The organism is Mesorhizobium sp. C372A (assembly GCF_030323245.1).
Taxonomy (GTDB): domain Bacteria; phylum Pseudomonadota; class Alphaproteobacteria; order Rhizobiales; family Rhizobiaceae; genus Mesorhizobium.
Genome location: NZ_CP100475.1, coordinates 1,975,424 through 2,002,197, shown reverse-complemented (window position 1 = coordinate 2,002,197; position 26,774 = coordinate 1,975,424). Strand labels below are relative to the sequence as shown.

Below are 26,774 nucleotides of genomic sequence, written 5' to 3'. Positions count from 1 at the left end.
CCCTGTTTGAAGACGCCTATTTGAACACGCTCGGCAACCAGAGCGAAATCGCCGGAATATAGGTCACCAGCCCCAGAACCACGATGCCCGCGCCATAGAACGGCCAGATCGAGCGCATCGCTTCCCAGACCGTAATCTTGCCGACGGCACAGGCGACGAACTGCACCGTGCCGACCGGTGGCGTGTTGAGGCCAATGCCGAGATTGAGGATGGTGATGACGCCGAAATGCACGGGGTCGACGCCGTAATGGGTGACCAGCGGCAGGAAGATCGGCGTGCAGATGATGATCATCGGCCCCATGTCCATGAAGGTGCCGAGCAGCAGCATCAGGACGTTGAGCAGAAGCAGCACCACCAGCGGATCGGTGGAGATGGCGTTCATGCCTGCGATCAGCAGCACCGGCACTTTGAGATAGGCCATCAGCCAGCTGAACGAGGCCGCCGTGCCGATGATCAGCAGCACCATCGAGGTCGTGCGCACCGCGCCCTTTGTGGCATGGACGAAATCGCCCCAGGCCATCGACCGGTAGACGAAGACGGTGACCAGCAAAGCGTAGATGATGGCGATGCAGGAGCTTTCCGTCGCCGTGAAAACGCCCGAGCGAACGCCGCCGAAGATGATCCCGATGAGCAGAAGTCCGGGGATGGCGATGACCGCCAGCTGGCCGACACGCGACAAGCCGGGAAAAGCCTCGACCGGGTAGCCGCGGCTGCGGGCGACGAAATAGGCGGTGACCATCAGCGAAGCGGCGAACAGCAGACCAGGCAGGATACCGGCGGTGAACAGGTCGGCGATCGAAATCTTGCCGCCGCCGGCGATCGAATAGATGATCATGTTCTGCGACGGCGGCAGAAGCAGCGCGATCAGCGCCGCCATCGAGGTCACGTTGACGGCGTAGTCGGCGCCGTAGCCGCGCGCTTTCATCTGCGGGATCATCAGCCCGCCGACGGCAGCGGCTTCCGCCACAGCCGAGCCGGAAATGCCGCCGAACAACGTCGCGGCGATGATGTTGACCTGACCGAGCCCACCGCGGACATGACCGACCAGCGAGCCGGCAAAGGAAACGATGCGCTGCGCGATGCCGCCGCGCACCATCAGATCGCCCGCAAAGATGAAGAACGGGATCGCCATCAGCGAGAACGCCGACATGCCCGACTTCAATTGCTGGAACACCACCAGGGGCGGCAGGCCGAGATAAAGCACGGTGGCGAAGGACGCCGCACCCAGGCAAAAGGCGATCGGCGTGCCGGCAAACATCAAAAGCGTGAAGACGCCAAACAGGATCCAGAGTTCCATCTAGGCCTCCTGCACGGCCGGCATTTCCGGCACTTCTTCGAGATTGATATCCTTGTCGATGTCGGCGCCGGACCAGCGCAGCGCGATGCGTTCGGCCGAGAACAGGCAGATCAGAAAGCCGCCGGCAACCAGCGGCAGATAGTCGAAACCGCCGGGAAGTTCGAGCGCCGGGATGACAGTGTGCCAGGTCAGCCCGACCAGCTTGCAGCCGTACCAGACCATGCCGAAGCCGAAGCCAAACGCGATCAGGTCGGACAGGGTGCGCAGCGTCCATTTGCTGCCCTTGGGCAGGATATAGAGCAGCACGTCGAAGCCCATATGGTAATTCTCGCGCACGCCGACGGCAGCGCCCAGGAAAATGAACCAGTTCATCAGCATGATGGCGGTGACTTCGGTCCAGCTCGGTGACGCGTTGAGCACGAAGCGGGAAAACACCTGGTAGGCAACAAGCGCGGTCATGGCGACCATCCCGATGCCCGCGAGATAGAGCGCACCGTCGCAAATCTTCGAAAGCACCGCGCTGAAGCGCGGTGGCGCTCCGCTCCTGGCCGTTCCCGCACTCATCCGATCCTCCCGGTCTTTCCGTCCCCTAAAAGCGATTGGCGGGGCGGCGCCATGCCGCCCCGCCAGAAAATCACTTGGTCGCCTGGATGCGCGTCGCGAGGTCCTTGAGCTCCGGCGTCTTCAGATACTTGTCGTAGACCGGCTTCATCGCATCGATCAGCGGCTGCTTGTCGATCTCGCTGACCTTGACGCCGGCCTTCTCGACGATCTCTCGCGACTTCTTCTCCTGCGCGTCCCACAATTCGCGCATCTTGACGACGCTGTCCTTGGCCGCCTGCTTGACGATCGCCTGGTCTTCCGGCGTCAGTCTGTCCCAGCTCGACTTCGACATCACCAGCACTTCCGGCACGATCTGGTGCTGGTCGACGGTATAGTGCTTGGCGACTTCGTAGTGCTTGGCGGATTCGAAGCTGGGCCAGTTGTTCTCGGCGCCGTCGATGACGCCGGTTTCGAGCGCCGAATAGACCTCGCCATACGCCATCGGCGTGGCATTTGCGCCAAGCGCGTTGACCATATCGACGAACACGTCGGACTGGATGACGCGGAACTTCATGCCTTTCAGATCGGCGATCGAGGTGATGTCCTTCTTGGTGTTGTAGAAGGAACGGGCGCCGGAATCGTAGAAGGCAAGGCCGACGAGATCATGCGTCTCGAAGGCCTTGAGGATCTCGTCGCCGATCGGCCCGTCCATGACATGGCGCATGTGCTCGACCGAACGGAACATGTAGGGCAGCGACGGCACCGCGGTTTCCGGCACGATGCCGTTGAACGGACCCATCGAGACGCGGTTCAGATCGATGACGCCGGTCTGCGTCTGTTCGATCGTGTCCTTTTCCTCGCCGAGCTGCGCCGAATGATAGACCTCGACCGAATAGCGGCCGGCGGTGCGCTCCTTGATGAGCTCGCCGAGATATTTGACCGCCTCGACGGTCGGATACCCGTCCGGATGGGTGTCGGCCGAGCGCAGTACGGTCTGGGCGCCGGCAACGCCGATCATCAGCGAGCCGAAGGCGAATGTGGCTGCCATCAGTTTTGAAAAATGCAACATGACTGTCTTCCTCCCTTTTAAAATTCCACGCGCCCGGCTCACAGCCGGTACGCCTTCTTGGCAAGCGTGTAGGCAAGCTCCCGCGCCAGCTCATGCGCCTCGTCCTCACGCAGCCGGTGCTCGGCGACGAGACGGGCGAGAAAGGCGCAGTCAACCCGGCGCGCCACATCGTGACGGGCGGGAATCGACGGAAAGGCACGGGTGTCATCGTTGAAGCCGACGGTGTTGTAGAAGCCGGCGGTCTCGGTGGTCATCTCGCGGAACCGGCGCATGCCTTCCGGACTGTCGTGGAACCACCAGGCCGGCCCGAGCTTCAACGCCGGATAGACGCCGGCCAGCGGCGCCAGTTCGCGCGCGTAGCTGGTCTCGTCGAGCGTGAACAGAATGATGGAGAGGTCGCGCTCCAGCCCGACGCAGTCGAGCAAGGGTTTGAGCGCCGCGGCATAGTCGGTGCGGGTCGGAATATCGAAGCCTTTGTCGCGGCCGAATTTTTGGAAAACACCAGGCGAGTGGTTGCGCCATGAGCCGGGATGGATCTGCATGACCAGCCCGTCGTCGCGGCTCATCTTGGCCATTTCGGTCAGCATCTGGGCGCGAAACAGCTTGCGCTCGCGCTCGTCGTCCGAGCCGCGGCGGATGCGGTTGAACAGCTCTTCCGCCGCCGCATCGGAAAGATTGGCGGTCTCGGCCGTCGGATGGCCGTGATCCGACGAGGTTGCGCCGAAACTTTTGAAGAAGGCGCGGCGCTGGCGATGCGCGTCGAGATAGCCGACCCATGTGCCGGTGTCGCAGCCGGCGATCTCGCCCAGGCGATCGAGATTGGCAGAAAATCCTTCGAAGTCGGGATCGACGACGGCATCCGGCCTGTAGGCAGTGACGACGCGGCCCTGCCAGCCGCTGTCGCGGATCGTCTTGTGCCATTGGAGATCGTCGAGTGCGCCCTCGGTCGTCGCGATGACCTCGATGTTGAAGCGCTCGAACAGCGCGCGTGGGCGATAATCGTCGCGCTGCAAAAGCGCCGCGATGGTGTCGTAATGGCGGCTAGCGGTGCTGGCGTTGAGCGGCTCTTCGATGCCGAACAGATGCTCGAGCACATGGTCGAGCCACAACCGCGTCGGCGTGCCGCGGAAGAGGTAATAGTGCTCGGCGAAGCGCCGCCAGATCGCCCTGGGATCGGTCTCGACCGGCGAGCCGTCGAGGGTCGGGACGCCGAGATCTTCCAGCCGCACGCCCTGGCTGAACAGCATACGGAAAATGTAGTGGTCGGGCACCACCAGCAATTGCGCGGGATCGGGGAATGGTTCGTTGAGCGCATACCAACGCGGATCGGTGTGGCCGTGCGGGCTGATGATCGGCAGGTCCTTGATGCCGGCATGGAGATCGCGCGCGATCGACAGCGCGCGCCCTGCGGCGGCAAAAAGCAGATCCGGATCGGTCAGTCCCGCCACGTCGTTCCTCCCAGGGGCGATATCGGTAGGACTGGAAAGAAATAATGTCAACATACAAAAACTGGATTGTTGTATGATGACTTTTAACCGGCGTCAGGTCATTGTGCAGCGGAAGAGCGGATGTTACGCCGCTAGCAGATCCCGCCCCGCACACCATCCAGCGACAAGCCGCGCCATGACCAGCACACGCCTTTCCAACGCAACAGTGCAATCCTTGCCGGCCTCGGTCGCGGTCCCCCCCTATGATCGCGCCAGTGTCGCCCCAGGCATCGTCCATCTCGGCGTTGGAGCCTTCCACCGTGCCCATCAGGCCGCCTATGTCGATGACTGCCTAGCGGCCGGCGAGACCGGCTGGGGCATTGTCGGCGTCTCGCTGCGCAGCCCCGACACGCGCGATGCGCTGACGCCACAGGACGGGCTCTACACGCTGGCGGTGCGCGGCCGCGATGGCGAAGCGCTGCACATTATCGGCTCGATCCAGTCGATGCTGGTCGCGCCGGAAGACCCCGGCGCGGTGCTGGCCGCGCTGACCGACCCGCGCACCCGCATCGTCACCCTGACCATCACCGAAAAGGCCTATCTCAGGGCCGCCGACGGCAGCCTCGACGAAAACCATCCCGATATCGTCCACGACCTGGGCAATCCCGGATCTCCCAGGACAGCGCATGGATTCCTGGCGGAAGCGCTGGTGCGACGCCGGGCCGCCGGCACGCCGCCCTTCACCGTGCTGTGCTGCGACAACCTGCCGGCCAATGGCGCCACGCTGCACCGGCTGCTGGTCGGGTTTGCAAAACTGCGCGATGCCGGCGCTGCTGCTTCAGGCGACGCTGCCCTCGCCAGTCATATAGCCGATGACGTTGCATTCCCATCGAGCATGGTCGACCGCATCGTGCCGGCAACCACCGATGCCGACCGGGCGCGCATCGCGGTCGAACTCGGCCTCGAGGACGCCTGGCCGGTGATGACCGAACCGTTCCGGCAATGGGTGATCGAAAACAGGTTTCCAGCCGGCCGCCCGGCCTGGGAGAAATTCGGCGTCACCATGGTCGAGGATGTCCGGCCGTTCGAGGACATGAAGCTTCGGCTGCTCAACGGCGCCCATTCGGGCATCGCCTATATCGGCCTGCTCAGCGGCCACGTCACCGTCGACCGCGCCTTCGCGGATCCCGCGATCCGCGCGTTCGTCGACCGGCTCTGGGCCGAGGCCATCCCGACATTGCCTGGGGATGCCGGGCTCGACACGTCAGCCTATACGGCCGAACTTGCCGAACGTTTCTCCAACACCGCGCTGGCCCACCGCACCGCGCAGATCGCCAATGACGGCAGCCAGAAATTGCCGCAGCGCATTGTCGCTACCGCCATCGAGTGCATCCAGGCCGGCCTGGTCCCGGAGCATCTGACGCTGGTGATCGCCGCCTGGATCGCCGCCTGCGAGGCGCGCGGCAAGGACCTGCCGGAAGCCCACTTTACCGATCCGCTCGACGCGGCACTGGCGGCGCTCGGAGCGCAGCCGACGCTGGAACGGGTGGTGACGGTGTTTGACCTCGCCGGCTTCGCCAGCGGCAGCCCCGACCGCCAGACGCTGATCGAACTGGTTGCCGCTCATCGCGAGCATATCCTGCAAGGCGGGGTGGCGCTCGCGCTCGCGGCACTGGGTATACCGGGAAAGACCAGGTGACCTGACGTCGCCCGGATACAAAAAGCCGGGCTTAAGCCCGGCCTGTTTCATACCTTTGCCCGACCATGACCCCTCGGATCACGTCCAGTCATTCTGCGGCTTACGCCGGCAGCAGCGCGCCTTCGAGCGTGGTAAGCTGGCTAAGGAACTGCTCCGCCTTGCTGCGGCTCTGGTCGTCCTTGGCGTCGGCGGCGTCTTCCTTGGCTTCCTGGATGCGGCGGGCGAGATCGGCGCGGTCGATATCGCCGACGGCGACCGCCGATTCGGCGAGCAGCGTGCAGCCGGCCGGAACGATGTCGGCAAAGCCGCCGAACACCACATAGCGCTCTTCCTTGCCGCCGGCGGTCTTCAGCGTGACGACGCCCGGCTTGATCGTGGTCATGACTGGCGCATGGTGCGCCATGACTGTCATTTCACCTTCGGCGCCTGGAATGACGACGGACTCGACCTGCTCGGAAACCAGGAGGCGCTCCGGCGAGACCAGTTCGAACTTGAAAGCTTCAGCCATGTCAATTTAGTGAGTAGGGAATAGTGAGTAGGGAGTAGGGAGAGGACAGCTGTCCTGATCACCCGGCCGCTATTCACTACTGACTACTGACTACTCCCTATTGCCTTGATTACGCTGCTTCTGCCGCCAGGCGCTGAGCCTTCTCGACCGCTTCGTCGATGCCGCCGACCATGTAGAAGGCGGCTTCCGGCAGGTGATCGTAGTCGCCGTTGCAGAGGCCCTTGAAGCCCTTGATTGTGTCGGCGAGGTCGACCAGCTTGCCCGGCGCACCCGTAAACACTTCGGCGACGAAGAACGGCTGCGACAGGAAGCGCTCGATCTTGCGGGCGCGGGCCACCGTCTGCTTGTCCTCTTCCGACAGCTCATCCATGCCAAGGATGGCGATAATGTCCTGCAGCGACTTATAGCGCTGGAGGATCGACTGCACCTGGCGGGCGACGGCATAGTGCTCCTCGCCGACGACCAGCGGATCGAGCATGCGCGAGGTCGAGTCGAGCGGATCGACGGCGGGGTAGATGCCCTTTTCCGAGATCGCGCGGTTGAGCACGGTCGTCGCGTCCAGGTGGGCGAACGAGGTCGCAGGCGCCGGGTCGGTCAAATCGTCGGCCGGCACGTAGATCGCCTGCACCGAAGTGATCGAACCCTTGGTCGTTGTGGTGATGCGTTCCTGCAGCGCACCCATGTCGGTGGCCAGCGTTGGCTGGTAACCCACGGCCGAAGGAATACGGCCGAGCAGCGCCGACACTTCAGAACCGGCCTGCGTGAAGCGGAAGATGTTGTCGACGAAGAACAGCACGTCCTGGCCCTGGTCGCGGAAATATTCGGCGACCGTCAGGCCGGTCAGGCCGACGCGGGCACGCGCGCCCGGCGGTTCGTTCATCTGGCCATAGACCAGTGCCGCCTTGGAGCCTTCGCCGCCGCCCTTCTTGTTGACGCCGGACTCGATGAACTCGTGATAAAGATCGTTGCCCTCGCGGGTACGCTCGCCGACGCCGGCGAACACCGAGAAGCCGCCATGCGCCTTGGCGACGTTGTTGATCAGCTCCTGGATCAGAACCGTCTTGCCGACGCCGGCGCCGCCGAACAGGCCGATCTTGCCTCCGCGGGCGTAGGGCGCCAGAAGGTCGAGCACCTTGATGCCGGTGATCAGGATCTGCGCTTCCGTCGACTGTTCGACATAGGTAGGCGCCGGCTGGTGGATGGCGCGCATCTCGATGCCGTCGACCGGGCCTTCTTCGTCGACCGGCTCGCCGATGACGTTGATGATGCGGCCGAGCATGCCCGGGCCGACCGGAACGGTGATCGGCGCGCCGGTGTCATAGACGTCCTGGCCGCGAACCAGGCCTTCGGTGGAATCCATGGCGATGCAGCGCACGGTGTTTTCGCCCAGATGCTGGGCAACTTCGAGCACCAGGCGGTTGCCGACATTGGAGGTTTCGATGGCGTTCAAAATGGCCGGCAGATGATCGCCGAACTGCACGTCGACGACGGCGCCGATGACCTGGCGAACCTTGCCGATGGCGCCGGTCTTCTTGACGGCAACGCTCGTCGTCTTCGCTGCGGGGGCCGCGGCCTTGGCGGGCGCGGCCGCCTTCTTGGCCGGAGCGGCCTTCGCCGCTGCTGCCGGAGCCTTTGTGGCCGCCTTGGGGGCCGTCTTCGCGGGGGTCGCTGCTTTCGCCATCGTCTTTACCCTTCTCGTCCTTTGTTTCTCACGCTCCATCAGAAGGTCGATGACCTCCTGGCGGTCGCGCCTAGAGCGCTTCGGCGCCCGAAATGATTTCGATCAGTTCCTTGGTGATCTGCGCCTGGCGCTGGCGGTTATAGGTGATCGACAGTTTGTTGATCATGTCGCCGGCGTTGCGCGTTGCATTGTCCATGGCGCTCATTTTGGCGCCCATCTCGCCGGCTGCGTTTTCGAGCAGCGCGCGGAAGATCTGGACCGAGATGTTGCGCGGAATGAGATCGGTGAGGATCTCGCCCGGCTCCGGCTCGTATTCGTAGACGGCATTGCCACCGGCGGTCGCTTCGGCGGGAGCGGAAGCCACGCCGGCAGGAATGATCTGCTGCGCGGTCGGAATCTGGCTGATCACCGACTTGAACTGCGAATAAAACAGCGTGCAGATATCGAAGCCGCCTTCGCCGAACAGATGGATGATCTTACGGGCGATCGCATCGGCATTGACGAAGCCGAGCTTCTTGACATCGCGCAGGTCGACGCGGTCGATAATCAGCGAGGCATAGTCTCGGCGCAGAATGTCGAAACCCTTCTTGCCGACGCAGATGATCTTGACCTGCTTGCCGTCGGCCAGAAGCCGGCGGATATGGTCGCGGGCCAGACGTGCGATCTGCGAGTTGAAGCCGCCGCACAGGCCGCGCTCGGCGGTGCAGACGACGAGCAGATGCACATCGTCCTTGCCGGTGCCGGTCATCAGCGCCGGGGCATCGCCGCCGCCGCCGATCGCCTGCGTGATATTGGCCAGCACCGCACCCATCCGCTCGGAATAGGGACGCGCCGCCTCCGCTGCTTCCTGCGCGCGGCGCAGCTTCGCCGCGGCGACCATCTGCATCGCCTTGGTGATCTTCTGCGTCGCCTTGACCGAGGCGATACGGTTACGAAGGTCTTTTAATGAAGGCATGCTTCAAACCTGATCCCGAGCGTCCGGCTTCTTCTCAAGCGAAGGTCTTGGCGAAGGCGTCGATCTCGGCCTTCAGCTTGGCGCGCAGATCGTCCGACAGCGCCTTTTCCTTGCGGATGCCGTCCAGCACGTCCTTGCCGGCCGAGCGCATATGGCTGAGCAGGCCGTGCTCGAACTTGCCGACCTGGTTCAGCGCCAGCTTGTCGAGATAGCCGTTGACGCCGGCGAAGATCACCGTGACCTGCTCCTCGACCTTGAGCGGCGAGAACTGCGGCTGCTTCAGAAGTTCGGTCAGGCGCGAGCCGCGGTTGAGCAGGCGCTGCGTGGCGGCGTCGAGATCGGAGCCGAACTGCGCGAACGCAGCCATTTCGCGGTACTGCGCGAGCTCGCCCTTGATCGAGCCGGCGACCTGCTTCATCGCCTTGATCTGCGCCGACGAACCGACGCGCGACACCGACAGGCCGACGTTGACCGCCGGACGGATGCCCTGGAAGAACAGGTTGGTTTCGAGGAAGATCTGGCCGTCGGTGATCGAGATCACGTTGGTCGGGATGTAGGCCGACACGTCGTTGGCCTGCGTCTCGATGATCGGCAGCGCGGTCAGCGAACCGCCGCCCAGATCGTCGTTGAGCTTGGCGGCGCGCTCGAGCAGGCGCGAATGCAGGTAGAACACGTCGCCCGGATAGGCTTCGCGACCCGGCGGGCGGCGCAGCAAGAGCGACATCTGGCGATAGGCGACGGCCTGCTTCGACAGATCGTCATAGCTGATCAGCGCATGCATGCCGTTGTCGCGGAAATATTCGCCCATGGTGGCGCCGGTGAACGGCGCCAGGAACTGCATCGGCGCCGGATCGGAAGCTGTGGCGGCGACGATGATCGAATATTCAAGGGCGCCGCGCTCTTCGAGAACCTTCACGAACTGCGCGACCGTCGAGCGCTTCTGCCCGATGGCGACGTAGACGCAGTAGAGCTTTTCCTTTTCCGGCCCGTTGTCGTGCACGGCCTTCTGGTTGAGCATCGTGTCGAGGATGATCGCGGTCTTGCCGGTCTGGCGATCGCCGATGACCAGCTCGCGCTGGCCGCGGCCAACGGGGATCAGCGCATCGATGGCCTTGAGGCCGGTCGACATCGGCTCGTTGACCGACTTGCGCGGGATGATGCCTGGCGCCTTGACGTCGACGCGCTTGCGTTCGGTCGCCTTGATCGGGCCCTTGCCGTCGATCGGATTCCCGAGCGCGTCGACGACGCGGCCGAGCAGGCCCATGCCGACAGGCGTATCGACGATGGCGCCGGTGCGTTTGACGATGTCGCCTTCCTTGATGTCGCGGTCGGCGCCGAAGATGACGACGCCGACATTGTCGGCTTCGAGGTTGAGCGCCATGCCGCGGATGCCGCCGGGGAATTCGACCATTTCGCCGGCCTGGACATTGTCGAGGCCGTAGACGCGAGCGATACCGTCACCGACGGACAGCACCTGGCCGACTTCGGAGACCTCGGCCTCCTTGCCGAAATTCTTGATCTGGTCTTTGAGAATTGCGGAAATTTCCGCGGCGCGGATGTCCATCAGCCGACCTCTTTCAGTGCAAGCTTGAGCGAATTGAGTTTGGTTTTGAGCGACGTATCGATCTGGCGCGAGCCCATCTTGACCACCAGCCCGCCGAGCAGCGACGGATCGACGGTAACAGTGATGGCCACGTCCTTGCCGGCGACGCCTTTCAGCGCGGCCTTGAGTTCGGTCTGCTGGGCAGCCGTCAGTTCATGCGCCGAAGTGACCTCGGCTGATGTCTCACCGCGCTGTTCGGCGGCGATCTTGCGAAAAGCCTTGATCATGCCGGGCACCGCGAAGAGCCGGCGGTTGCGGGCGACGACGCGCAGGAAATTGCCGGTCAGGCCGGTGATGCCGGCCTTGTCGGCGATCGACGCGATTGCCTTGGCCTGGTCCTCGCTGGAGAACACCGGGCTGTTGATGAGGCGCGTCAGGTCGGCGCTGTCATCCAGCATCCTGGCGAAACTGTCGAGGTCGGCCTCGACCATGGCCACCGAATTCGACTGCCGCGCAAGTTCGAACAGCGAACCCGCGTAGCGTTCTGCGACACCCGAGATTGGCGATGACGATTGAGCCACGGACCGTCTTTTCTCTTGTCTGAGGGGCCGCAGATTGTTGGCGCGAGCAAAAACTCTGGCTAAATCTTTGACCTTACTAAGTTTTTCCAAGCACGGAGGCGCGGCTTCCGCTATCCCCGGCCGAAAGTCGATTGCCGTCTAGCACAGGCATTTTAAGACCGCAATGCGTCGTCCCGCATGCTTTTCGGGCACTATTGTCGCATCCGGCCGCAGAGTTCAACCGAAGCCTTTGGATTGGCTGCCGATTCAGGGCAGAAAGCCGAAGACGAAGGCAAGCGGCAACGCGGCCAGGACGAGTTCGACGACGATCGACGCCCAGTTGAAAGGCGTGTTGGCGCCGTCCGACATCATCGACAGCAAACGGCCAAAAGCGGTGAACAGCCAGGAAAAGCCGAGTGCCATATAGAGCCACGGCTGCGCCAACAGAATGCAGCACAGGCTGACGCCGAGATAGAAGCCCGACATCCGGCCGCGCCCTTCCGCGATTGCCGCTGCCCTTTCGGGCCGGACCTGCAGCCGCAGAATCCGAAATGCCAGCCCTGGCGCGAGGAAAAACAGCAGACCGAGCGCCAAGGTGACGACGGCGCTGGACCAAGCCAGCCATTCGCCCTGGCTGGTCGGCCACGGAAACGCAAATTCCATCTTGCTTTCATCCCCTCACAGCAATGCCGGATGTATTGAATGTCGCTGCAAAAAGAAGTCAAGCGCGCGGCAGTTTTGGCACGCAATTCGTGAAGGAGCGGAAGGCTGTTTAGGCCGCGCGCGCGTCCGGCCAGCATCGTGGCCAACCTGTATTGTCAGGCGACGCCTCACTCCTATCTGCAGGACCGGTTTTGCACAGCCAAAGGCCCCGACACCGATCGCCTTTATTTCCTGACCGGGCACCTCAATCTGGCCGGCACGGAAGCAGATCGATGGAAGCTGAAAGTGGTCGGCAGCGGCAATGTCGCCGTGGCCGCCCAGCCCTGATCTCTGTTTTGGCCCTTCAGGGCAGCATGAATGCGACCGCCGCCTCGGCATGGATGCGCGTGGTGTCGAACACCGGAATGTCGAAATCGCGCTCGCCAATCAACATGGTGATCTCGGTGCAGCCCATGATGACGCCATCGATCTTCTCATCGCGTCGCAGACGGGCGACCTCGTCGATATAGGCCGCCTTCGATGCCGCGCTGACGATGCCCCGGCAGAGCTCGTCGTAGATTACCTGGTGCACCATGTCGCGCCCGGCCTGGTCCGGCACCACGGGCTGCAGCCCGTATTTCTCCGTCAGTCGGCCCTTGTAGAAATCCTGCTCCATGGTGAAGCGGGTCGCCAGCAGCGCCGGCCGCTTGACGCCGGCGCCCTTGACCGCGACGGCCGTGGCGTCGGCAATGTGGATAAGCGGGATCGACACCGCCGCCTGCACCCGGTCGGCGAGCTTGTGCATGGTGTTGGTGCAGATCAAAAGCCCCTCTGCGCCGCCCGCCTCCAGCTTGCGCGCCGCATCCGCCAGCAGCACGCCCGCACTGTCCCAGTCGCCATGATGCTGCCGGTCGGCGATTTCGGCGAAGTCGAAGGAATAGAGCAACAGCTTTGCCGAATGCAGCCCGCTCAGCCGCTCGCGCACGATCTCGTTGAGCAGGCGATAATAGATCGCCGTCGATTCCCAGCTCATGCCGCCGATGAGGCCAAGGGTTTTCATGCGCTGAGCCTCCAGCAGGACCGAACGATCTCTCTCACAGAAAAGCTTTACGGGTCGATGTCAACCTTAACGCGCGCCGTACCACGCTCTTCGGCCCGCCTCCACAAACATCACCGCGCGCCCGATTCGGTCATCCTCGCATTGGCGCCGAGATGATGCAGGCTTTGTGTCGTGTGCCTTGAACTCCAGGCAACCGGCGGATCGGGCAGATCGAGATCGAACTGTGCCCGCCCGAGCAGCGAATTGACGATCTTGGCGCTGCGCCAAGCCATCAGGCTGAGCTGCGGCTCGGCTATGCCATGGCTGAGCCGGCCGGCATTGAGCGCGTAGATCCGGCGGTCGTCGGGCCCGTCCCATTCGACCTCGAAGCTGGCGTTGAGCCTGTAATGACCGCGCTCGTCCAGCGCGATCCTGTTCATGAGCGGCGCCATGCAATCAGGAATGGCAAAGGCATAGCCGGTGGCCAGAACCACCGCATCGACGGTGCGCGTCTCGATGGCGCCGTCGAAGCCGTTGCGCATGATCAGCCGGTATTCGCTGCCTTCCCGCGTCACGTTCAGCACTTCGCGGTGCGGCGTCATGTTGACCGCCGTCGTTTCCTCCGAGAGGTGCCGCAGCGTGTAAAGCTGGCGATAGATCGCCTTCAGTGTGCTCGTCGATGCGCCGTCACCGGCAAGCAGTTGCTGTTCCAGGATCGTCTCACGCCGCCCTTGCGGCAGCCGATGGAAGCTTTCGACATAGCCCGGCGTGAAGAGTTCGTCGGTGAAAGGCGAGTCGTCCAGTGGCAGGAAATTCGGCCGCATCGAGATCCACTCGATTTCGCGGCCGGCGAAGCGGTCGGAGGAGATCAGATGCAGAAGCACTTCGGCGCCGCTCTGGCCACCGCCGATCACGGCGACACGCTGTCCGCTCAGGCGATCGAGGCGGTTGGCGGCCTGGGCGTTGTGGAAGCATTGATCGGAGGCCGCCGCCCGCGCCCAGGCGGGGATGTTGGGCACCAGCCCGACGGCAATGGCGAGATTGCGCGCGTTCACCTGCTCGCGGCCGATACGCAGCCTGAAATTCGTTCCGTCGAAGTCGATCCGGTCGACGGCGCTGGCGAAGCGCAGCGAAGACAAGTTCTCGCCGACCCATCCGAGATAGCGGGCGAATTCCGGCCGCGGGATGGCTGAGAAATCCGCGTTGAGGAATTCATAGAACCGCTTCTGCGCGACCAGATAGGACATGAACGACCATGGGCTGGTCGGATGCGTCGCGGTGACGAGATCCTTGAGGAAGGATGTCTGCAGTTCGACGCCCGGCAGCATCATGCCCGGGTGCCATTCGAGCCGCGTCGCCCTGTCGAAGAAGCGCGCGTCGACGCCGTCCACCGCATCGAGATGGGCGGCGAGGCTGAGGTTGAACGGCCCGATGCCGATGCCGGCGAGGTCAAGCGTATGGGTCATGGCGAACTCCTTGTGGAGCTGGCTGGGCTGATGGGAGATCGCCGGGCTGACTCGGGGTTAAGCGGATTGTCGAGCGGTGTGCCGAGGTCAGGCAGAGGGCGTTCGCCGCTGTCGCCGTACCCGATCGCGAACCGCACCTTGTTGATGGCGATGCGCGGAATCTTGGGCGCAAACAGATCGAAAAGCGCGAACCGTTCCGCCAGTTCAGGGTTCTGCGCCTGGTAGCGCCGGATGGCGCCGGCGAGGGTGGCATAGAAAATCCTCTCGTCGAAGCGGTCCCAGGCGGCCAGCGCCTCGGACAGGAAGCGCAGGACGCTGACGATGTGGCCGGTCTGCAAATGCTGGAGAAGATGCGCCGGCGGCCGGCGCTTCAGCGTCGACAGGATTTTTCCGTCGAGGTCGGCCAGTTCGGGAAACGGCTGGTCGACGAGATCGAGGTCGCCCTGAAAGTCCTTGACCGCCACGCCGACGGGCGTCGCGCCATCGAGGATGATGGTGACGTTCTGGCCATGGGCGATGAAGCCGACGCCGTAACGACACATGAAGTGGTAGAGCGGCACGAAGGCCGTGGAGAACAGGCGATCGAGCCATGCCTCCGGACCAAGGCCGGATTGCTCGATCAAGGCGCTGGCGATCGGCCTGCCATGCGCGTCGCGCTGCGGCAGGGCGCCCATCATCATCGGCCGCTGGCCCGCCGGCAGATCCTTTTCGGGGCTTTCGCGCCAGATGGCGCCCAGCATCTCGCAAAATTGGTAGGGCGCGCCTTCAACGCCGGTGTAGTGCGGGTGCGGATAGAAGGCGCCGGCGACTTCCCTCAGCACCTTGACGTCCTTGAGCACCGGGTCCGCGGCCGCCACCGTGGCCAGCCAGCGCGACAGATCGGCGCCGATCGCCATGTATTTGCCCGGCACGCCGCGCCACGCTGAGGTGTTGAGGACGGTCAGCGGCAGCTTGACGTGCAGCGCCTCGGGCCGTGCCACATTGGCAAGCGTGCGCAGCGACTGCAAGGGCAGGAACGGATCGCCGAACTGGCCAAGCGGCACCAGCCGGCCGGCGGCGATCTCGCTACCATATTGCGAGGCGATCATCGCCTGCCACTGCCAGGGGTGGACCGGCAGCAGCCTATGCGTCGATCGCGAGATCCCGGCGGCGCTGAAAGCCGCTTCGAGCCTTGCGCGCTCGTAGTCGCCGAGTGCGGCCTGCAGCAGCGCCTCTTCGTCGAGCCCGCAGTCAAGCGCCAGCAGGCAGCGATCGCTGGCGGCGGCAAGCCAGAAGAGCTGGAATGCGGTGGCCGATTCTGGCGCGTAGCGCTCGAAGTCGTCCCGTCCCCAGCCAAGCCGTCCCTTGTTGGCAGGGGCCTTCGGATGGCCGTCGAGCAATGCCTGCAACTCGGTATCCGGCAGCGCGGCTAGATCGGCGGCCGGTCGATTGCCGCGTGCCTTGGCGATCCGCATGTCGGCCATCAGCGTGTTGTAAAGCTCCTTCGCATAGGTGCAGAATGTTGCCGGCGACATGCCGAGCGTCTCGCGCGCGTCGGCGAAGAAGGCGACCGCATCGTCGACCGGCAGCTCGATGCCGGCGTCGCGAGTCAGCGTCTCCGGACGGACGGCGATCTGGCCCCACAGGCGCCGCGTCGCGGCAAAGCGATAGGTCACGCCGGGGCCGGGCGTCAGCTCCCATCGGCCGGGCGAAAGCTCGCGCGGCGACAGGCACTCCTCGAAGGTCAGTTCGGAAATGGCCTTGGCGACGGCGTCGCGGTTGATCGCGGCCCAGCGTGTCGCCTCCCCCGCTTTGGCAATCGGTTGCTGCACCGTCACAGCGGCACCTCGCGGAAGAAGCGCTCGCGTTCGCAGCAGACCAGCGCCGCGCGCTTGTGCGGGAAGTCGAACTCCTTGACTTTGTCGTAGGCGGCGCCGGCGCAATAGCTCAGCATCTTCTGGTGCGCGGCGCGTGGCTCGCCGACGACGCGCTGCGTGCGCGGCTCGTCGAGGAACAGATAGTGGGTGACGGAGCGGAACAGTGACAGCGTCTTCGGCCGGCCGAGATGGCGCATATTGCCGATCAGCCCATGCCAGCCGCGGTCCCAGTCGTGCGGCTCATAATAGGGCCCGAGCCGGTCCTCCTTGGCCCAGTAGAACTCGAAATAGCCGGTCGGCTCGCCGTCGAAGCTGGCGATGACGCCGAAAATATGCGGATCGCTTTCCTGCTCGGCGAGATATTTGTCGAGATCCTCATGGCTCTGGGCAAGTTCCCAGAAGAAGGCGACGCGGCCATCGTTCATCCAGCGATGGAAGAGGTCGAGATCGGTCCGGCGGTCGATCGGCCGCAGCGACACGGTGAGGCCGATTTCCGGAATCCAGCGTTCGTACATCGGGCCGCAGGGGCGCGGTTGGCGCAATGGCGGCAGCCGGTCTTCCGGGCCGATAGCGGTCGTCAATGCCGGATAGGTGACATGCGAGGCCTGGCTGCGCCACAGCAGCGGCAGCTGGCGCAGGACCGAGCGATGAATGACGGCGCGCTCCGGTTCGCCTGCGGCCGTCTCGGTGGCCAGCGCCGAAACCGGCCACAGCGTCTTGGCCGCCGGCAGGAAGGCGCAGTCGAAGGAAGGATGCAGGCGCAGCGCGGCGTCGACGAGACCTGCCAGGATTTGCGGTTGGTCGAGGCGGCCGCCAATGAACGCGACATCGTCGATGAGCAGGCGGCCATCCGCGATGGAGATGCGGGCCTGTCCCACCGCTGTTCCCTCAGCGTTGACCAGGCTGACATGGCCATCGCCGGCACAAATGGCGAGCGGCTCCGCGGCCGAGGCCAGATGCTGCCATCCTTCGTTGCCGGCGACGGTGGCGGGTGACCAGTTTTTCGCAGCCTCGATGTTCATGCGTATTCTCTCACATGCAGGGGGTTGGGAAGCTCGACGTAACCGGCCAGCGGATCGGTCACCTCGGTGTTCTCATTGATGTCGCGCAGCGCGATCAGGAAATTGCCCTTGGCGGCGAGCGTCGGCGCGTTGAGCAAATAGTCGACGCAGGACCGGTCAGCCATCGGCGTGGCGGCCAGCCGCTCGAGCGAGCGGCGGAATATCGCCAGCAGATCGTCTTCGTTGGTGAGGCCAGCGGCGGCAAGGGCTGCGACGGCGGCGAAAGCGCCATTGACGACCAGATAGTAGCCGAACAGCTTCGCGGCCGCTTCCGCTGGGAAGACATGATCGCCCGCCTGACCAGCCTCGGGCGCGAATTCGCGCAGCCTGGGCAGGAATTCCTCGACATAACCGGTGCCCTGGCAGTCGCGAAAATAGAGCGCATTCGGCCAGCCGCCGGCGAGGCCGACGACGAGGTTTTGCTGATGGGCGCCGAACAGCAGGCCGAATTCCGAGAAGGCAACGATAAACGGCTCGATGGCGGCATGAAGGAAACGCTCGAACCACAAACGCGCCGTTTCCTCGACAGGTCGCTTCTCGTCGCGGGCGATACGGTGGACCAGGTCGGACAGATGGCTTTCGGTACGGCCGGGATGGCGCTTGCAAAGCGCGCCGAGAACGGCAGCCGGCGGATTGCCCGTGCCGCGAAACGGATTTTCGCGAAACGAGACGATGGTATCCGTCATCAGCCGGCCGTCTTCGTCACGCAGGCCGAACCAGGCGGGCTCACCCAGCACCGTCATGGTCGGGCAGCGCCGCTGCAAGGCATAGCCGAGCTTGCCCTTGACCAGCCGGTGCACCGAAAGGCCGCGCCGGCACTCATGCTCCTCGACGATGCGCCTGGAATTGGTCAGGCGCAGGCTGAGCGAGAATTTCAGCATCCACTCGGCTTCAGACGAATGAACCGTGCGCAGCGAGGTCGTGGCCCGCCACGCTGGTCCGCCGAGCCCAACATCGACGATACGACCGGCGCGAAACAGGCGCTCGACGCGGTCTTCCAGCATGAGCCGTACGGCCTGCCACGGATGCATCGGAACGAGAACCTTGCCCTGTTGCTTGCCAGCCCGAGCAAGCAGCTGCGGATCGCTGGCGGCAAGCCCGCGGACCATCTCGGTGACATCTAGCGGCTCGACGCTGCCTCCAGTGAGGATGGTCGGGTCGACGGCCCACCAGCGCAGTTTGAACGCATTGCAGTATTCATGCCCGAAGCGCGCGGAATCCGTGTGCGTGAACTCTTCGCGACTCATCGGCGCCGGATGCACGGCATGGCCGAAGCGCAGGGCGCTTTCGGCATCGATGAAATCAGGATCGCCTTCGGAGAAGGGCCGCGACGATCCACGCGCCGCAGTCGCGTCAGCGATTGCGGCGATGCTGGCCAGGCTGCGGCGCAGGAAGGTCAGTCGGCTTTTCGCTGTCGCCCGGCCGGCAATGTCGGGATCCGCCAGGATCAGCGCCAAAAGGCTGAAAAGGTCGATCTCGGTCGCTTCGCCATCGGCCCCCTCGTTACTAATATCGAGGCGCCAGAGCGGCATCGCTAAATCGTGGTAACCAACCTTCGAGCGATGCCGCGCCTCGACGAGCACCGCCGCGCGCGAGGCAGGGAAATTCAGACGCAGCACGGCTGCCTGCGGCCGAAACAGCCCGGTTTGCCTGGCGTCGACGAATTCCCAGCTATCCCATTCCCGCAGCAACGCATTGAGTAACGGGCTTAATGCAGAGAAAGATTCTGGTTTTACTTGTTCCATGTGCATCCCCCATAAATCCCAATAACTGCATGCATTGCATTTATACGTTGTCGTCTTTAAACATTTCTGTTGATTATCTATTCTGAACAAGAAATAAGCTTGGTCTTGTGACGACCCGTATGAAAAATCGATCTTCGCTTCTGCGCCGCCTGGCAACCGCGGTCTCGGCAATCGGCTTCGGCCAGTCGGCCTTCGTATCGCTCGTTCCCCTGGTGATGGAGCGGCTGAGGCTCGACACGTTTGCCATCGGCGCGGCAACTGCTGTCGGCGCGGCGGCCTTTCTGGTCGGCTCGCCGCTGTGGGGTCGCATGGGCGAGCGGCTTGGCCATGCCAGGCTGCTGCGCTTGCTCGGCCTCGCCATGCTGGCCGGCCAGGCGGTGTTCGCCATTCTGCTGATAGCCGGCACGGGAGCCGCGCTGGGCATCGCTTTGCTGATGCTTTCGCGAACCGTGTACGGTTTTGCCGCGTCCGGCGTCATGCCGACGGCGCAGGTCTGGGCCAGCCGCTCGGTTGCCGATGACAGGCGACAGGCCGCGCTGGGACTGCTTGGCGCCGGCGTCAGCATGGGGCGGCTGGCCGGCGCGCTGGCGGCAACGGCTGCCGTCCTGTCGCCGCTGCTGCCGCCCATCCTGTTCCTGTTCAGCCCGCTGTTGCTGTGGCTCGCGCGGGGCAAAGGGGAAGCCGGCGGACGGACCGACGGCAGGGCGGCCGACGTCGGCCGAGGAATATCGCCCTTCGATCGCCGCGCTCTGCCTTGCCTGGCGATGGGCTTGTGCCTGACGCTCGGCTTCGGACAGGTGCAGATGATGCTCGGCCCGATGACCCAGCAGCGTTTTGGCCTTGGTGCGACGCAGGCCACGACGTTGACCGGCCTGGCCCTGATGCTGGTCGCCGTCGTCATGGTTCTGGTCCAGGGACTGCTCATGGCGCGCCTGCGGCTGGCGGAGCGCAACAGCGTCATCGTCGGCTGTCTCATGGTTTGCGTCGGCATGACGGCGCTGGCCGTCACGGCCAGCCATGTTGCCTCGGCAGCGTCTCTGGTGGTGGCAGCGGCCGGCATTGCGCTGGCTACACCCGGCTACACCGCCTGGCTGATGAAGCGCCTGGAGCCCGGCGAGCAGGGCGCGGCGGCCGGCTGGCTCACCAGCACCCATGTGCTCGGCCAGAGCATCGGCGCATTGGCCGGCGGCTTCGCCTTCACGCTCTGGCCCTTTGCGCCGCTGGCCGGCTGCGCCGCGCTGGCTCTGGCCGCCGCCGGTCTTGCAGCCATGATTCATAAGCACTAGCGAACCCGCGCTCATTCGGCGACCTCCGGCAGCGGCATCGGCGTTCCTGGCTGGGTCTTTGCGGCATCGGCGAAATGGGCATTCAGCATGCGATAGGTCGCCACCACGGCGATGCCCGACAGCACTGTCGCCAGGGTGAACAACGCGGAGTAGCCGAGCATGTCGGCAAGGCGGCCGGCAAGCATGGAGCCGACGAGGTAGACGATGAGCTGGGCGCAGGACAGGATGGTGAAATCGGTGCCGGGTTGGTCCGACGACGTGACGGACATGAACAGGCTGTAGAGCGCCACGATCTCCATGTAGCGCACCAGCGTCTGCAGGAACGAGGCGCCGAAGATCGGCCAGAAGCCGGCGATAGCGCCGAAAGCGTGCAGCGCGAAGATCAGGAAGCAGATGGTTCGCAGCGCGCCGAGCAGGCCGAGCACCGAGGCGGCGCCCCTGTTGTGCAGCAGCCACGCCGCCAGCGCCGAGCCGCCGAGCCCGACGGTGAGCGCGGCACCGCCCGAGAGATAACCGATGATATCGAGCGGCACGCCGGCATCGACGAGATAGGAGCCTTCCATCGACTTCACCAGCCCCTCGCTGGCGCGGTAGATGAGCGCGATCCACAGGATCTGGCGTGCCTCCGGCCGGCGCAGAAAGCGCAGGATCGAGGGGCGGTCGATGGCCGCCTGCGGCGCGCTGGCGACGGGATCGGTCTCGCGCATGGCGAAGGCGGCGACCAGCGGGATGATGGACAGCGCGGCCACCATGGCCACCATGGTTTGCCAGCCGGCATGATGATAAGCCAACAGGCCGAGCGTGCCGCCGAGAACGACGCCGAGCGCGACGGCGCCGCCCTGGATCGCATTGCCGATCGGCCTGTCCTTCGGGTCGAGATATTTGGCCGCGTAGCCGTCGGTGGCGATGTCCTGGGTCGACATCAACAGGCTCACGACAAGGCCGACGGCAAAGATACCGGCGACATCGGTCGGCTCGATCCAAAGCATGGCGGCGATGCCGGCGATGACGCCGATCTGGGTGATGATGACCCAGCCGGCGCGATGGGCGCGGGCCATTGGCCGAAAGCGGTCGACCAGCGGCGCCCATAGGAATTTCAGCACCAGCGGCAGCATCAGCAGCGCGATCAAGCCAATGGCGGTGCGCGACACGCCCTGCTCGCGCAGGATCGGCGGGATCGCCGCGGCAAACAGATAGCTCGGGATGGCCTGCGCCAGATAAAGGCAGGCGAGAACGACGAAAAGCCGCAGGCGCGGAAGCCCGGCGGGCGCCGGCCGGTCTGCGTCGGCGCTCATTTGACATAGTCCTTCGGTGCGTAACCGTTCAGGAAGGCGCCGGCCTCCGCCCGGCTGCGGGTGACGAGCACTGGAAAGCCGAACAGGCTTTGCCAGACGCGCTGCATGTTCTCGTCGGCGGCGGGGCGCACCAGCGCACAGGCGCGGCAGGCTTTTTCGAGCTGCTCGCGTTCCGCCTTGTACCAGAGGTTTTGCGCCTTGCGCCGGGCGTCGCTCAGCGCGATCTCGATGCGGATATCAACCAGGAGCACGAACGGCTCCCGTTCCTGCGAAAGGCGGCCGAGCGCCTCGATATAGCGCGCGCCATCCGCCGGATCGGCTGGCGCTTCTGCCAGCAGCGAGACTAATGCACCGTTTCGTTGGAGAGACACCGCCACCGCCGCCCCTCAGAATGTGATCTGGTAGGACAGAGCGACCGAACGTCCCAGACCCGGAACGTCGGCGCCGCGGGTCGCCGATGCGGAAGGGTTGATGTAGTAGGTGTCGAACACATTGCGCACGGCAAGGTTCAGCACGCTTTCATTGCCGAACGTCTTCGAGACGGCGAGATTGACCAGTGCTGCACCGTCCAGTTCCTGGGTGGCGATGCGGTCGCGTCCGGAAAACAGCTCCAACTCGCTGCGCAGGGTCAGCTCGTTCTCGAAACGGGTGGTGAGATAGACCAGGCCCTTGTAGGTCGAGGGGACACGGTTGTTCGGCAGATACTCGTTCGCTTCGATGTGGCCGTCGTGATCCGCGTCGTATTTGCCTTCGACATAGCCGACCGATCCGCCCAGCGTGAACATGCCGCTGAGGTCTGCCTCGAGATTGGCTTCGACGCCCCAGATACGTTCCTTCTGCTGCGATACCCGGTTGTTGACGATGTCGTAGCTGACGCCGTTGTCCGAGGTCGACAGATAGGTGCTGACGCCGCCGCGATAGTCGCCCCAATCGCCGCGCAGACCGGCTTCCCAGGTGTTCACCAGCTGGGGTTCAGGCGCGATATCGGCATAGCTGATCGCATAATCCGGCGCGTTGGTGCACGGCAGCAGCGGCCGGATGGCGGTGCCATAGGCGTCGCAGGTTTCGGCGTTGGAGTTCAACCCGGCCCGGCGGGTGAAGCCGCCAATGTCGGTCAGGCTGTAGCCTTGCGAGAAATTGCCGAAAAGCTGCATCCTTTCGGTCAGATCGTAGACGGCGCCGGCGTTGAAGGTGACGGCGTCGTAGTCGAACGAGCCGCCGGTCACCCGGATCGCCGGCAGGCCGATAATGTTGCGGCCGAGCAGAACGGCAGCGGCAGGCCGGGTGAAGTCTTCAACATTGAGATAAAACTGGTCGTAGCGCGCGCCGCCGCTGATGCGAAAGCGATCCGTCACCGGAATTTCGCCTTGCGCAAACAAGGCAACCGAGTTCTGGGTCGTGGGCGAGATGGCGTCCTGACCGTTGGTCAGCTGCTGATCGGTGGCATCGAAGACGTAGTCGGCGCCCCAGGTCAGCGTGCTGCCCTGAGTGATAAAGTTCATCGGCGTGTTGACGGTCAGGTTGACGCCGCTGCGCCGCGATTGCAGCGCCGTCTGGTTGAAGTCGGCGGTCGGGTCGGTACCCGGCGGCAGGATCACCGGCCGCGTCGGGTTCGTCGGTAAATACACCTGGCTGTTGACGGCCGAGAATTTGGTAAAGGGCGACTGCTTGAAGATGTCGTTGTAGAACGCCTTGACCTCGAGGTTTCCGAGCGCGAAGTCGCTGTCGGTGTATTTGGCGGTCAGATATTTCGAATCTTCCTTCAGCGGCTTGCCTTCATAGGGATCGCCGAAATCCGGGGAGACGGGATTGGTCGTGTAATCGGTGAACCAGTGCGGCTTCTGGTTGGCATAGGTCCAGTCGACGCTGGCCTCGAAGCGCCTGGAATCGAACTGGTAGCCGGCCACGCCGAACAGATTGCCCGTGCCGGTGCGGTCGCCGCCGCCTTGGCCAAGCATGGCGTCCGAAGCCACCTCGTTGCCGTGGCCGTCATAGGTGCGACGCGACAGATCGCCGGACGCCGAGAAGAAATAGTCGAAATCGCCTTTCTTGCCCTCGACCGAGACGCTGGTGCTGGGCCCGGCCGATTTGCCGGGGTTTTCGGTGAAGGCGGTGACGCCGGTGCGCACTGTCACCTTCGGCTTGTCGCTATCGCCGCGCTTGGTGATGAAGTTGATCGTGCCGCCGGTGGCCCCGGCGCCATAAAGGCTGGACGCGCCATTGATGACTTCGATGCGCTCGACCGAATTCAGGTCTATCATCGACAGGATGCGTGAGACGTCCCGCAGCGGTGTGTTGCGCGGCACACCGTCGACCATGATGAGAACGCTGCGCCCGCGGAAGGTTTCCGAAGCGCCGGAAATGGTCTGGTTGCGTGGCGCGTAGCCGGGGACGATGCGGCTGATCAGGGTCGCCGCGTCGATATTTTCCTGCGCGGCTTCCTCGACCTGTTCCTGTTCCACGACCTGGACAGACTGAGCGACGCTGGAAATCGACCTTTCATTGCGGCCGGTGACCAGTATCTGATCGAGCACGGTGGCTCCCTGCTGGTCCGTCGGAGCGGCTTCCTGGGCAAATGCCGCGCCTGCCATAATCGACGAACCCAAAGCCGATGACCAAAGAAGCGTACTGAAAAATCTGCGCATGCTGTCCCCATCCATGCCCTGGTCCCCATCGCCAGAGCGGAAAGGCCCAGTTATAATTCATGATAAAACGAGTCAACATTTATTTTGTGGCTTTTCAAATCAGGATTAGTCAGCGAACGGATGGGAGCCGGGTACATGAACGGCGCGCATTTTAGCCGGCACTAAGATGCTGAGTTTTCTTGACAAACGGCTTACGGGCGGCCGGCGGCGGCGTCAGCCTTTGTGCTTACAAGAAGCTCTGCGGATCGATGTCGACCTGCACGCGGACCGAGCCGCGCTGCTTCGGCCCTTCGGCCAGCATGGTGCGGATGAAGCCTTGGATGTCGGCGCGCTTTTCACCCTGGATCAGCAAACGGAAACGATGGCGCCCACCGAGCAGCGACAGCGGCGCCTCGGCCGGACCGAGCACGAACAGGTCGCTGGCCTGGGGTGCTGCACGGCGCAGGCCGCGCGCGTGGCCTTCGGCCTCGGCCCGCGTCACCGCACTGACGATGACGCCGGCAAGCCTGCCGAAGGGCGGCAGGGCTGCCCGTTCGCGCTCAGTGATCTCGCGTTCGTAAAAGGCCTCGGCATCGCCCGAGACGATCGCCCGCATCACCGGATGGTCCGGCTGGAAAGTCTGCAGCAGGCCGAGGCTCTTCTTGCCGGTGCGGCCGGCGCGTCCAGTCACCTGGCTGAGCAATTGGAAGGTGCGCTCAGCGGCGCGCGGATCGCCATTGGCGAGGCCGAGATCGGCATCGACGACGCCGACCAGCGTCATGTTGGGAAAGTTATGGCCCTTGGCGACCAGCTGCGTGCCGATGACGATGTCGGCCTCGCCATTGGCGATGGCCTCGAGCTCCAGCCGCAGCCGGCGCACCCCGCCCATCAAATCGGATGACAGGACGATCGTGCGCGCGTCGGGGAAATGCGCCACGACTTCTTCAGCTATCCGCTCGACGCCAGGCCCGCAGGCGACCAGATGGTCGAGCGTGCCGCATTCCGGACAAGCCTCCGGCCGCTTCTCATTGTGCCCGCAATGATGGCAGACGAGTTGGCCGCGAAAGCGGTGCTCAACCAGCCAGGCCGAACAGACCGGGCAGCCGAAGCGGTGGCCGCAGACACGGCACAGCGTCAGCGGCGCATAGCCGCGCCGGTTGAGGAACAGCAGCGACTGCTCCTTCTTCTCCAGCGTACGTTGCATCTGGTCGATCAGCAGCGGCGACAGAAAGCCGCCGCGGGCCGGCGGCGCGCGCCGCATGTCGATCGTCCTGAGATCGGGAAGCGCGGCTTCGGCAAAGCGCGCCGACAGCACCGCCCTGCTGTAGCGGCCCTGCTGCGCATTGACCCGGCTTTCGACCGATGGCGTCGCCGACGCCAGCACCACCGGGAAGCCGCTGATATGGCCGCGCACCACCGCCATGTCGCGGGCATTGTAGAAGACACGGTCCTCCTGCTTGTAGGCAGGGTCGTGCTCCTCGTCGACGACGATCAGCCCGAGCTCGCGGAACGGCAGGAACAGCGCCGAGCGTGCGCCGGCGACGACGCGCACGCCGCCTTCCGCCACCTGTCGCCAGACCTTTTCGCGCATTCGGGGCGGCAGGTCGGAATGCCATTCCGCCGGCTTGGCGCCGAAGCGCTGCTGAAAGCGTTCGAGGAAGGCATGCGTCAGCGCGATCTCCGGCAAAAGGATCAACACCTGCTTGCCCCGGTCGAGGGCTGCCGCCACCGCCTCGAAATAAACTTCCGTCTTGCCCGAGCCGGTGACGCCGTCGAGCAGCGTGACGTTGAAAGCAGCGGCCGCGACATTGGCGCGCAGCATGGCGGCCGCGTCTGCCTGGTCCGGCATCAGCTCCGGCATGGCGTAGGAGGGATCGGGCGCGGCGACCACCGGTCGAGGCGGGATCATCACCGTCTCGAACACGCCTTGCGCCTTGAGCCCCTCGACCACCGTCGACGACACGCCCGCCGCGTGCGCCAGGCCGGATCGCGTCCAGGCAAGCCCCCCTTCCGCCGTCTCCAGCACGCGCGTCCTGGCATCCGTCATCCGGTCGGGCGTGACGAGGGTCCGCTGCAGGCCCTCGATCCATGGTTCGGGATCGAACGCCTCCGGCGCACGCAACAGCATGCGCGCCACCATGCCGGGCGGCGACAGCGTGTACTGCGCCAGCCAGTCGACAAAGCGGCGCATGCCGCGGTCGATCGGCGGGCAGTCGAAGACCTGTTCGATCGGGCGCAGCTTTTTGGCGTCGATATTCTCGACCGCACCATCCCAGACGATGCCGGCAACCTGGCGCGGACCGAGCGGCACGCGCACGATCGAGCCCGGCACCACGCGCACGCCGGCAGGCACAGCGTAGGTGTAGGGCCGTTCGGCGGGCATCGGCACCAGCACCGGCGCGGCTGCGACAAAGGGCGAATCTTCGATCATCGGGCGTGACCTTGCCCCGACTTTGGTCTAGATCAAAGGGCAACCCC

At 64.4% G+C, this 26,774-nt stretch carries 22 protein-coding genes; 3 read left to right on the top strand and 19 right to left on the bottom strand.

The features are described 5' to 3' along the window. Positions 1 to 16 precede the first annotated feature (16 nt). From NLY42_RS09375 to uxaC, 4 genes are all read right to left on the bottom strand, one after another. A complete protein-coding gene (locus NLY42_RS09375; protein ID WP_023755526.1) occupies positions 17 to 1,297 on the bottom strand; it encodes a TRAP transporter large permease in 1,281 nt (426 codons plus the stop codon). Then, positions 1,298 to 1,861, bottom strand: coding sequence for a TRAP transporter small permease (locus tag NLY42_RS09370; RefSeq protein WP_023755525.1), 564 nt, complete (start codon positions 1,859 to 1,861; stop codon positions 1,298 to 1,300). It lies immediately after the preceding gene. 70 nt (positions 1,862 to 1,931) lie between these two features. Further along, positions 1,932 to 2,909: a TRAP transporter substrate-binding protein gene (locus NLY42_RS09365; protein WP_023684104.1), complete on the bottom strand. Its 978-nt coding sequence runs from the start codon at positions 2,907 to 2,909 to the stop codon at positions 1,932 to 1,934. Between the two features lie 38 nt (positions 2,910 to 2,947). After that, entirely contained in the window at positions 2,948 to 4,357 is a 1,410-nt protein-coding gene (gene uxaC / locus NLY42_RS09360) for a glucuronate isomerase (protein WP_023755524.1), read from the bottom strand. Between the two features lie 175 nt (positions 4,358 to 4,532). Here uxaC and NLY42_RS09355 point away from each other — a divergent pair, with 175 nt between their 5' ends. Beyond that, positions 4,533 to 6,035, top strand: a complete 1,503-nt coding sequence (locus tag NLY42_RS09355; RefSeq protein ID WP_023755523.1) for a mannitol dehydrogenase family protein — start codon at positions 4,533 to 4,535, stop codon at positions 6,033 to 6,035. 100 nt (positions 6,036 to 6,135) lie between these two features. Here the strand turns inward: NLY42_RS09355 and NLY42_RS09350 are convergent, their stop codons facing one another. The 6 genes from NLY42_RS09350 to NLY42_RS09325 form a co-directional block, all read right to left on the bottom strand. Then, positions 6,136 to 6,543 (bottom strand): F0F1 ATP synthase subunit epsilon, encoded by a 408-nt coding sequence (locus NLY42_RS09350; protein ID WP_023668674.1) that lies wholly within the window; start codon positions 6,541 to 6,543, stop codon positions 6,136 to 6,138. A 109-nt stretch (positions 6,544 to 6,652) separates the two neighbouring features. Further along, positions 6,653 to 8,224 carry a F0F1 ATP synthase subunit beta gene (atpD, locus tag NLY42_RS09345; RefSeq protein WP_023700228.1) on the bottom strand — a complete coding sequence of 524 codons (1,572 nt, stop codon included), beginning with the start codon at positions 8,222 to 8,224 and terminating at the stop codon, positions 6,653 to 6,655. A 70-nt stretch (positions 8,225 to 8,294) separates the two neighbouring features. Further along, positions 8,295 to 9,179: a F0F1 ATP synthase subunit gamma gene (locus NLY42_RS09340; protein WP_023698225.1), complete on the bottom strand. Its 885-nt coding sequence runs from the start codon at positions 9,177 to 9,179 to the stop codon at positions 8,295 to 8,297. 34 nt (positions 9,180 to 9,213) lie between these two features. Continuing rightward, positions 9,214 to 10,743, bottom strand: coding sequence for a F0F1 ATP synthase subunit alpha (gene atpA, locus NLY42_RS09335; RefSeq protein ID WP_023684101.1), 1,530 nt, complete (start codon positions 10,741 to 10,743; stop codon positions 9,214 to 9,216). Beyond that, positions 10,743 to 11,303 (bottom strand): F0F1 ATP synthase subunit delta, encoded by a 561-nt coding sequence (locus tag NLY42_RS09330; protein WP_023755522.1) that lies wholly within the window; start codon positions 11,301 to 11,303, stop codon positions 10,743 to 10,745. The genes atpA and NLY42_RS09330 overlap by 1 nt, the downstream gene beginning before the upstream one ends. 246 nt (positions 11,304 to 11,549) lie before the next feature. After that, entirely contained in the window at positions 11,550 to 11,945 is a 396-nt protein-coding gene (locus NLY42_RS09325) for an AGROH133_08824 family phage infection protein (protein ID WP_023684099.1), read from the bottom strand. 138 nt (positions 11,946 to 12,083) lie between these two features. On the opposite strand from NLY42_RS09325, the gene NLY42_RS09320 reads away from it, so the two are divergent. Next, complete coding sequence (locus tag NLY42_RS09320; protein WP_023726136.1) at positions 12,084 to 12,272, top strand: hypothetical protein; 189 nt, start codon at positions 12,084 to 12,086, stop codon at positions 12,270 to 12,272. 16 nt (positions 12,273 to 12,288) lie between these two features. Here NLY42_RS09320 and NLY42_RS09315 read toward each other — a convergent pair whose 3' ends face one another. From NLY42_RS09315 to NLY42_RS09295, 5 genes are all read right to left on the bottom strand, one after another. Further along, complete coding sequence (locus NLY42_RS09315) at positions 12,289 to 12,984, bottom strand: aspartate/glutamate racemase family protein (protein WP_023726135.1); 696 nt, start codon at positions 12,982 to 12,984, stop codon at positions 12,289 to 12,291. A 110-nt stretch (positions 12,985 to 13,094) separates the two neighbouring features. After that, on the bottom strand, positions 13,095 to 14,429 hold the full coding sequence (locus tag NLY42_RS09310; protein WP_023726134.1) for a lysine N(6)-hydroxylase/L-ornithine N(5)-oxygenase family protein: 1,335 nt from the start codon (positions 14,427 to 14,429) through the stop codon (positions 13,095 to 13,097). Beyond that, positions 14,426 to 16,246, bottom strand: a complete 1,821-nt coding sequence (locus NLY42_RS09305) for an IucA/IucC family protein (RefSeq protein WP_050591145.1) — start codon at positions 16,244 to 16,246, stop codon at positions 14,426 to 14,428. The genes NLY42_RS09310 and NLY42_RS09305 overlap by 4 nt, the downstream gene beginning before the upstream one ends. Beyond that, the gene (locus NLY42_RS09300) at positions 16,243 to 17,307 is read right to left on the bottom strand and encodes a GNAT family N-acetyltransferase (RefSeq protein ID WP_023755520.1); all 1,065 of its coding nucleotides are present in this window, start codon (positions 17,305 to 17,307) and stop codon (positions 16,243 to 16,245) included. Before NLY42_RS09300 ends, NLY42_RS09305 begins: the two co-directional genes overlap by 4 nt. Continuing rightward, the gene (locus NLY42_RS09295) at positions 17,304 to 19,091 is read right to left on the bottom strand and encodes an IucA/IucC family protein (protein ID WP_031244845.1); all 1,788 of its coding nucleotides are present in this window, start codon (positions 19,089 to 19,091) and stop codon (positions 17,304 to 17,306) included. Before NLY42_RS09295 ends, NLY42_RS09300 begins: the two co-directional genes overlap by 4 nt. A gap of 119 nt (positions 19,092 to 19,210) precedes the next feature. Here NLY42_RS09295 and NLY42_RS09290 point away from each other — a divergent pair, with 119 nt between their 5' ends. Beyond that, positions 19,211 to 20,377: an MFS transporter gene (locus tag NLY42_RS09290; protein WP_023726130.1), complete on the top strand. Its 1,167-nt coding sequence runs from the start codon at positions 19,211 to 19,213 to the stop codon at positions 20,375 to 20,377. 11 nt (positions 20,378 to 20,388) lie between these two features. Here the strand turns inward: NLY42_RS09290 and NLY42_RS09285 are convergent, their stop codons facing one another. The 4 genes from NLY42_RS09285 to NLY42_RS09270 form a co-directional block, all read right to left on the bottom strand. Next, entirely contained in the window at positions 20,389 to 21,672 is a 1,284-nt protein-coding gene (locus NLY42_RS09285) for an MFS transporter (protein ID WP_023755519.1), read from the bottom strand. After that, positions 21,669 to 22,043 (bottom strand): hypothetical protein, encoded by a 375-nt coding sequence (locus NLY42_RS09280; RefSeq protein WP_156033769.1) that lies wholly within the window; start codon positions 22,041 to 22,043, stop codon positions 21,669 to 21,671. Before NLY42_RS09280 ends, NLY42_RS09285 begins: the two co-directional genes overlap by 4 nt. 15 nt (positions 22,044 to 22,058) lie before the next feature. Next, complete coding sequence (locus NLY42_RS09275) at positions 22,059 to 24,263, bottom strand: TonB-dependent receptor (RefSeq protein ID WP_023755517.1); 2,205 nt, start codon at positions 24,261 to 24,263, stop codon at positions 22,059 to 22,061. Between the two features lie 280 nt (positions 24,264 to 24,543). After that, on the bottom strand, positions 24,544 to 26,727 hold the full coding sequence (locus NLY42_RS09270; protein WP_023755516.1) for a primosomal protein N': 2,184 nt from the start codon (positions 26,725 to 26,727) through the stop codon (positions 24,544 to 24,546). Between the last annotated feature and the right edge of the window lie 47 nt (positions 26,728 to 26,774).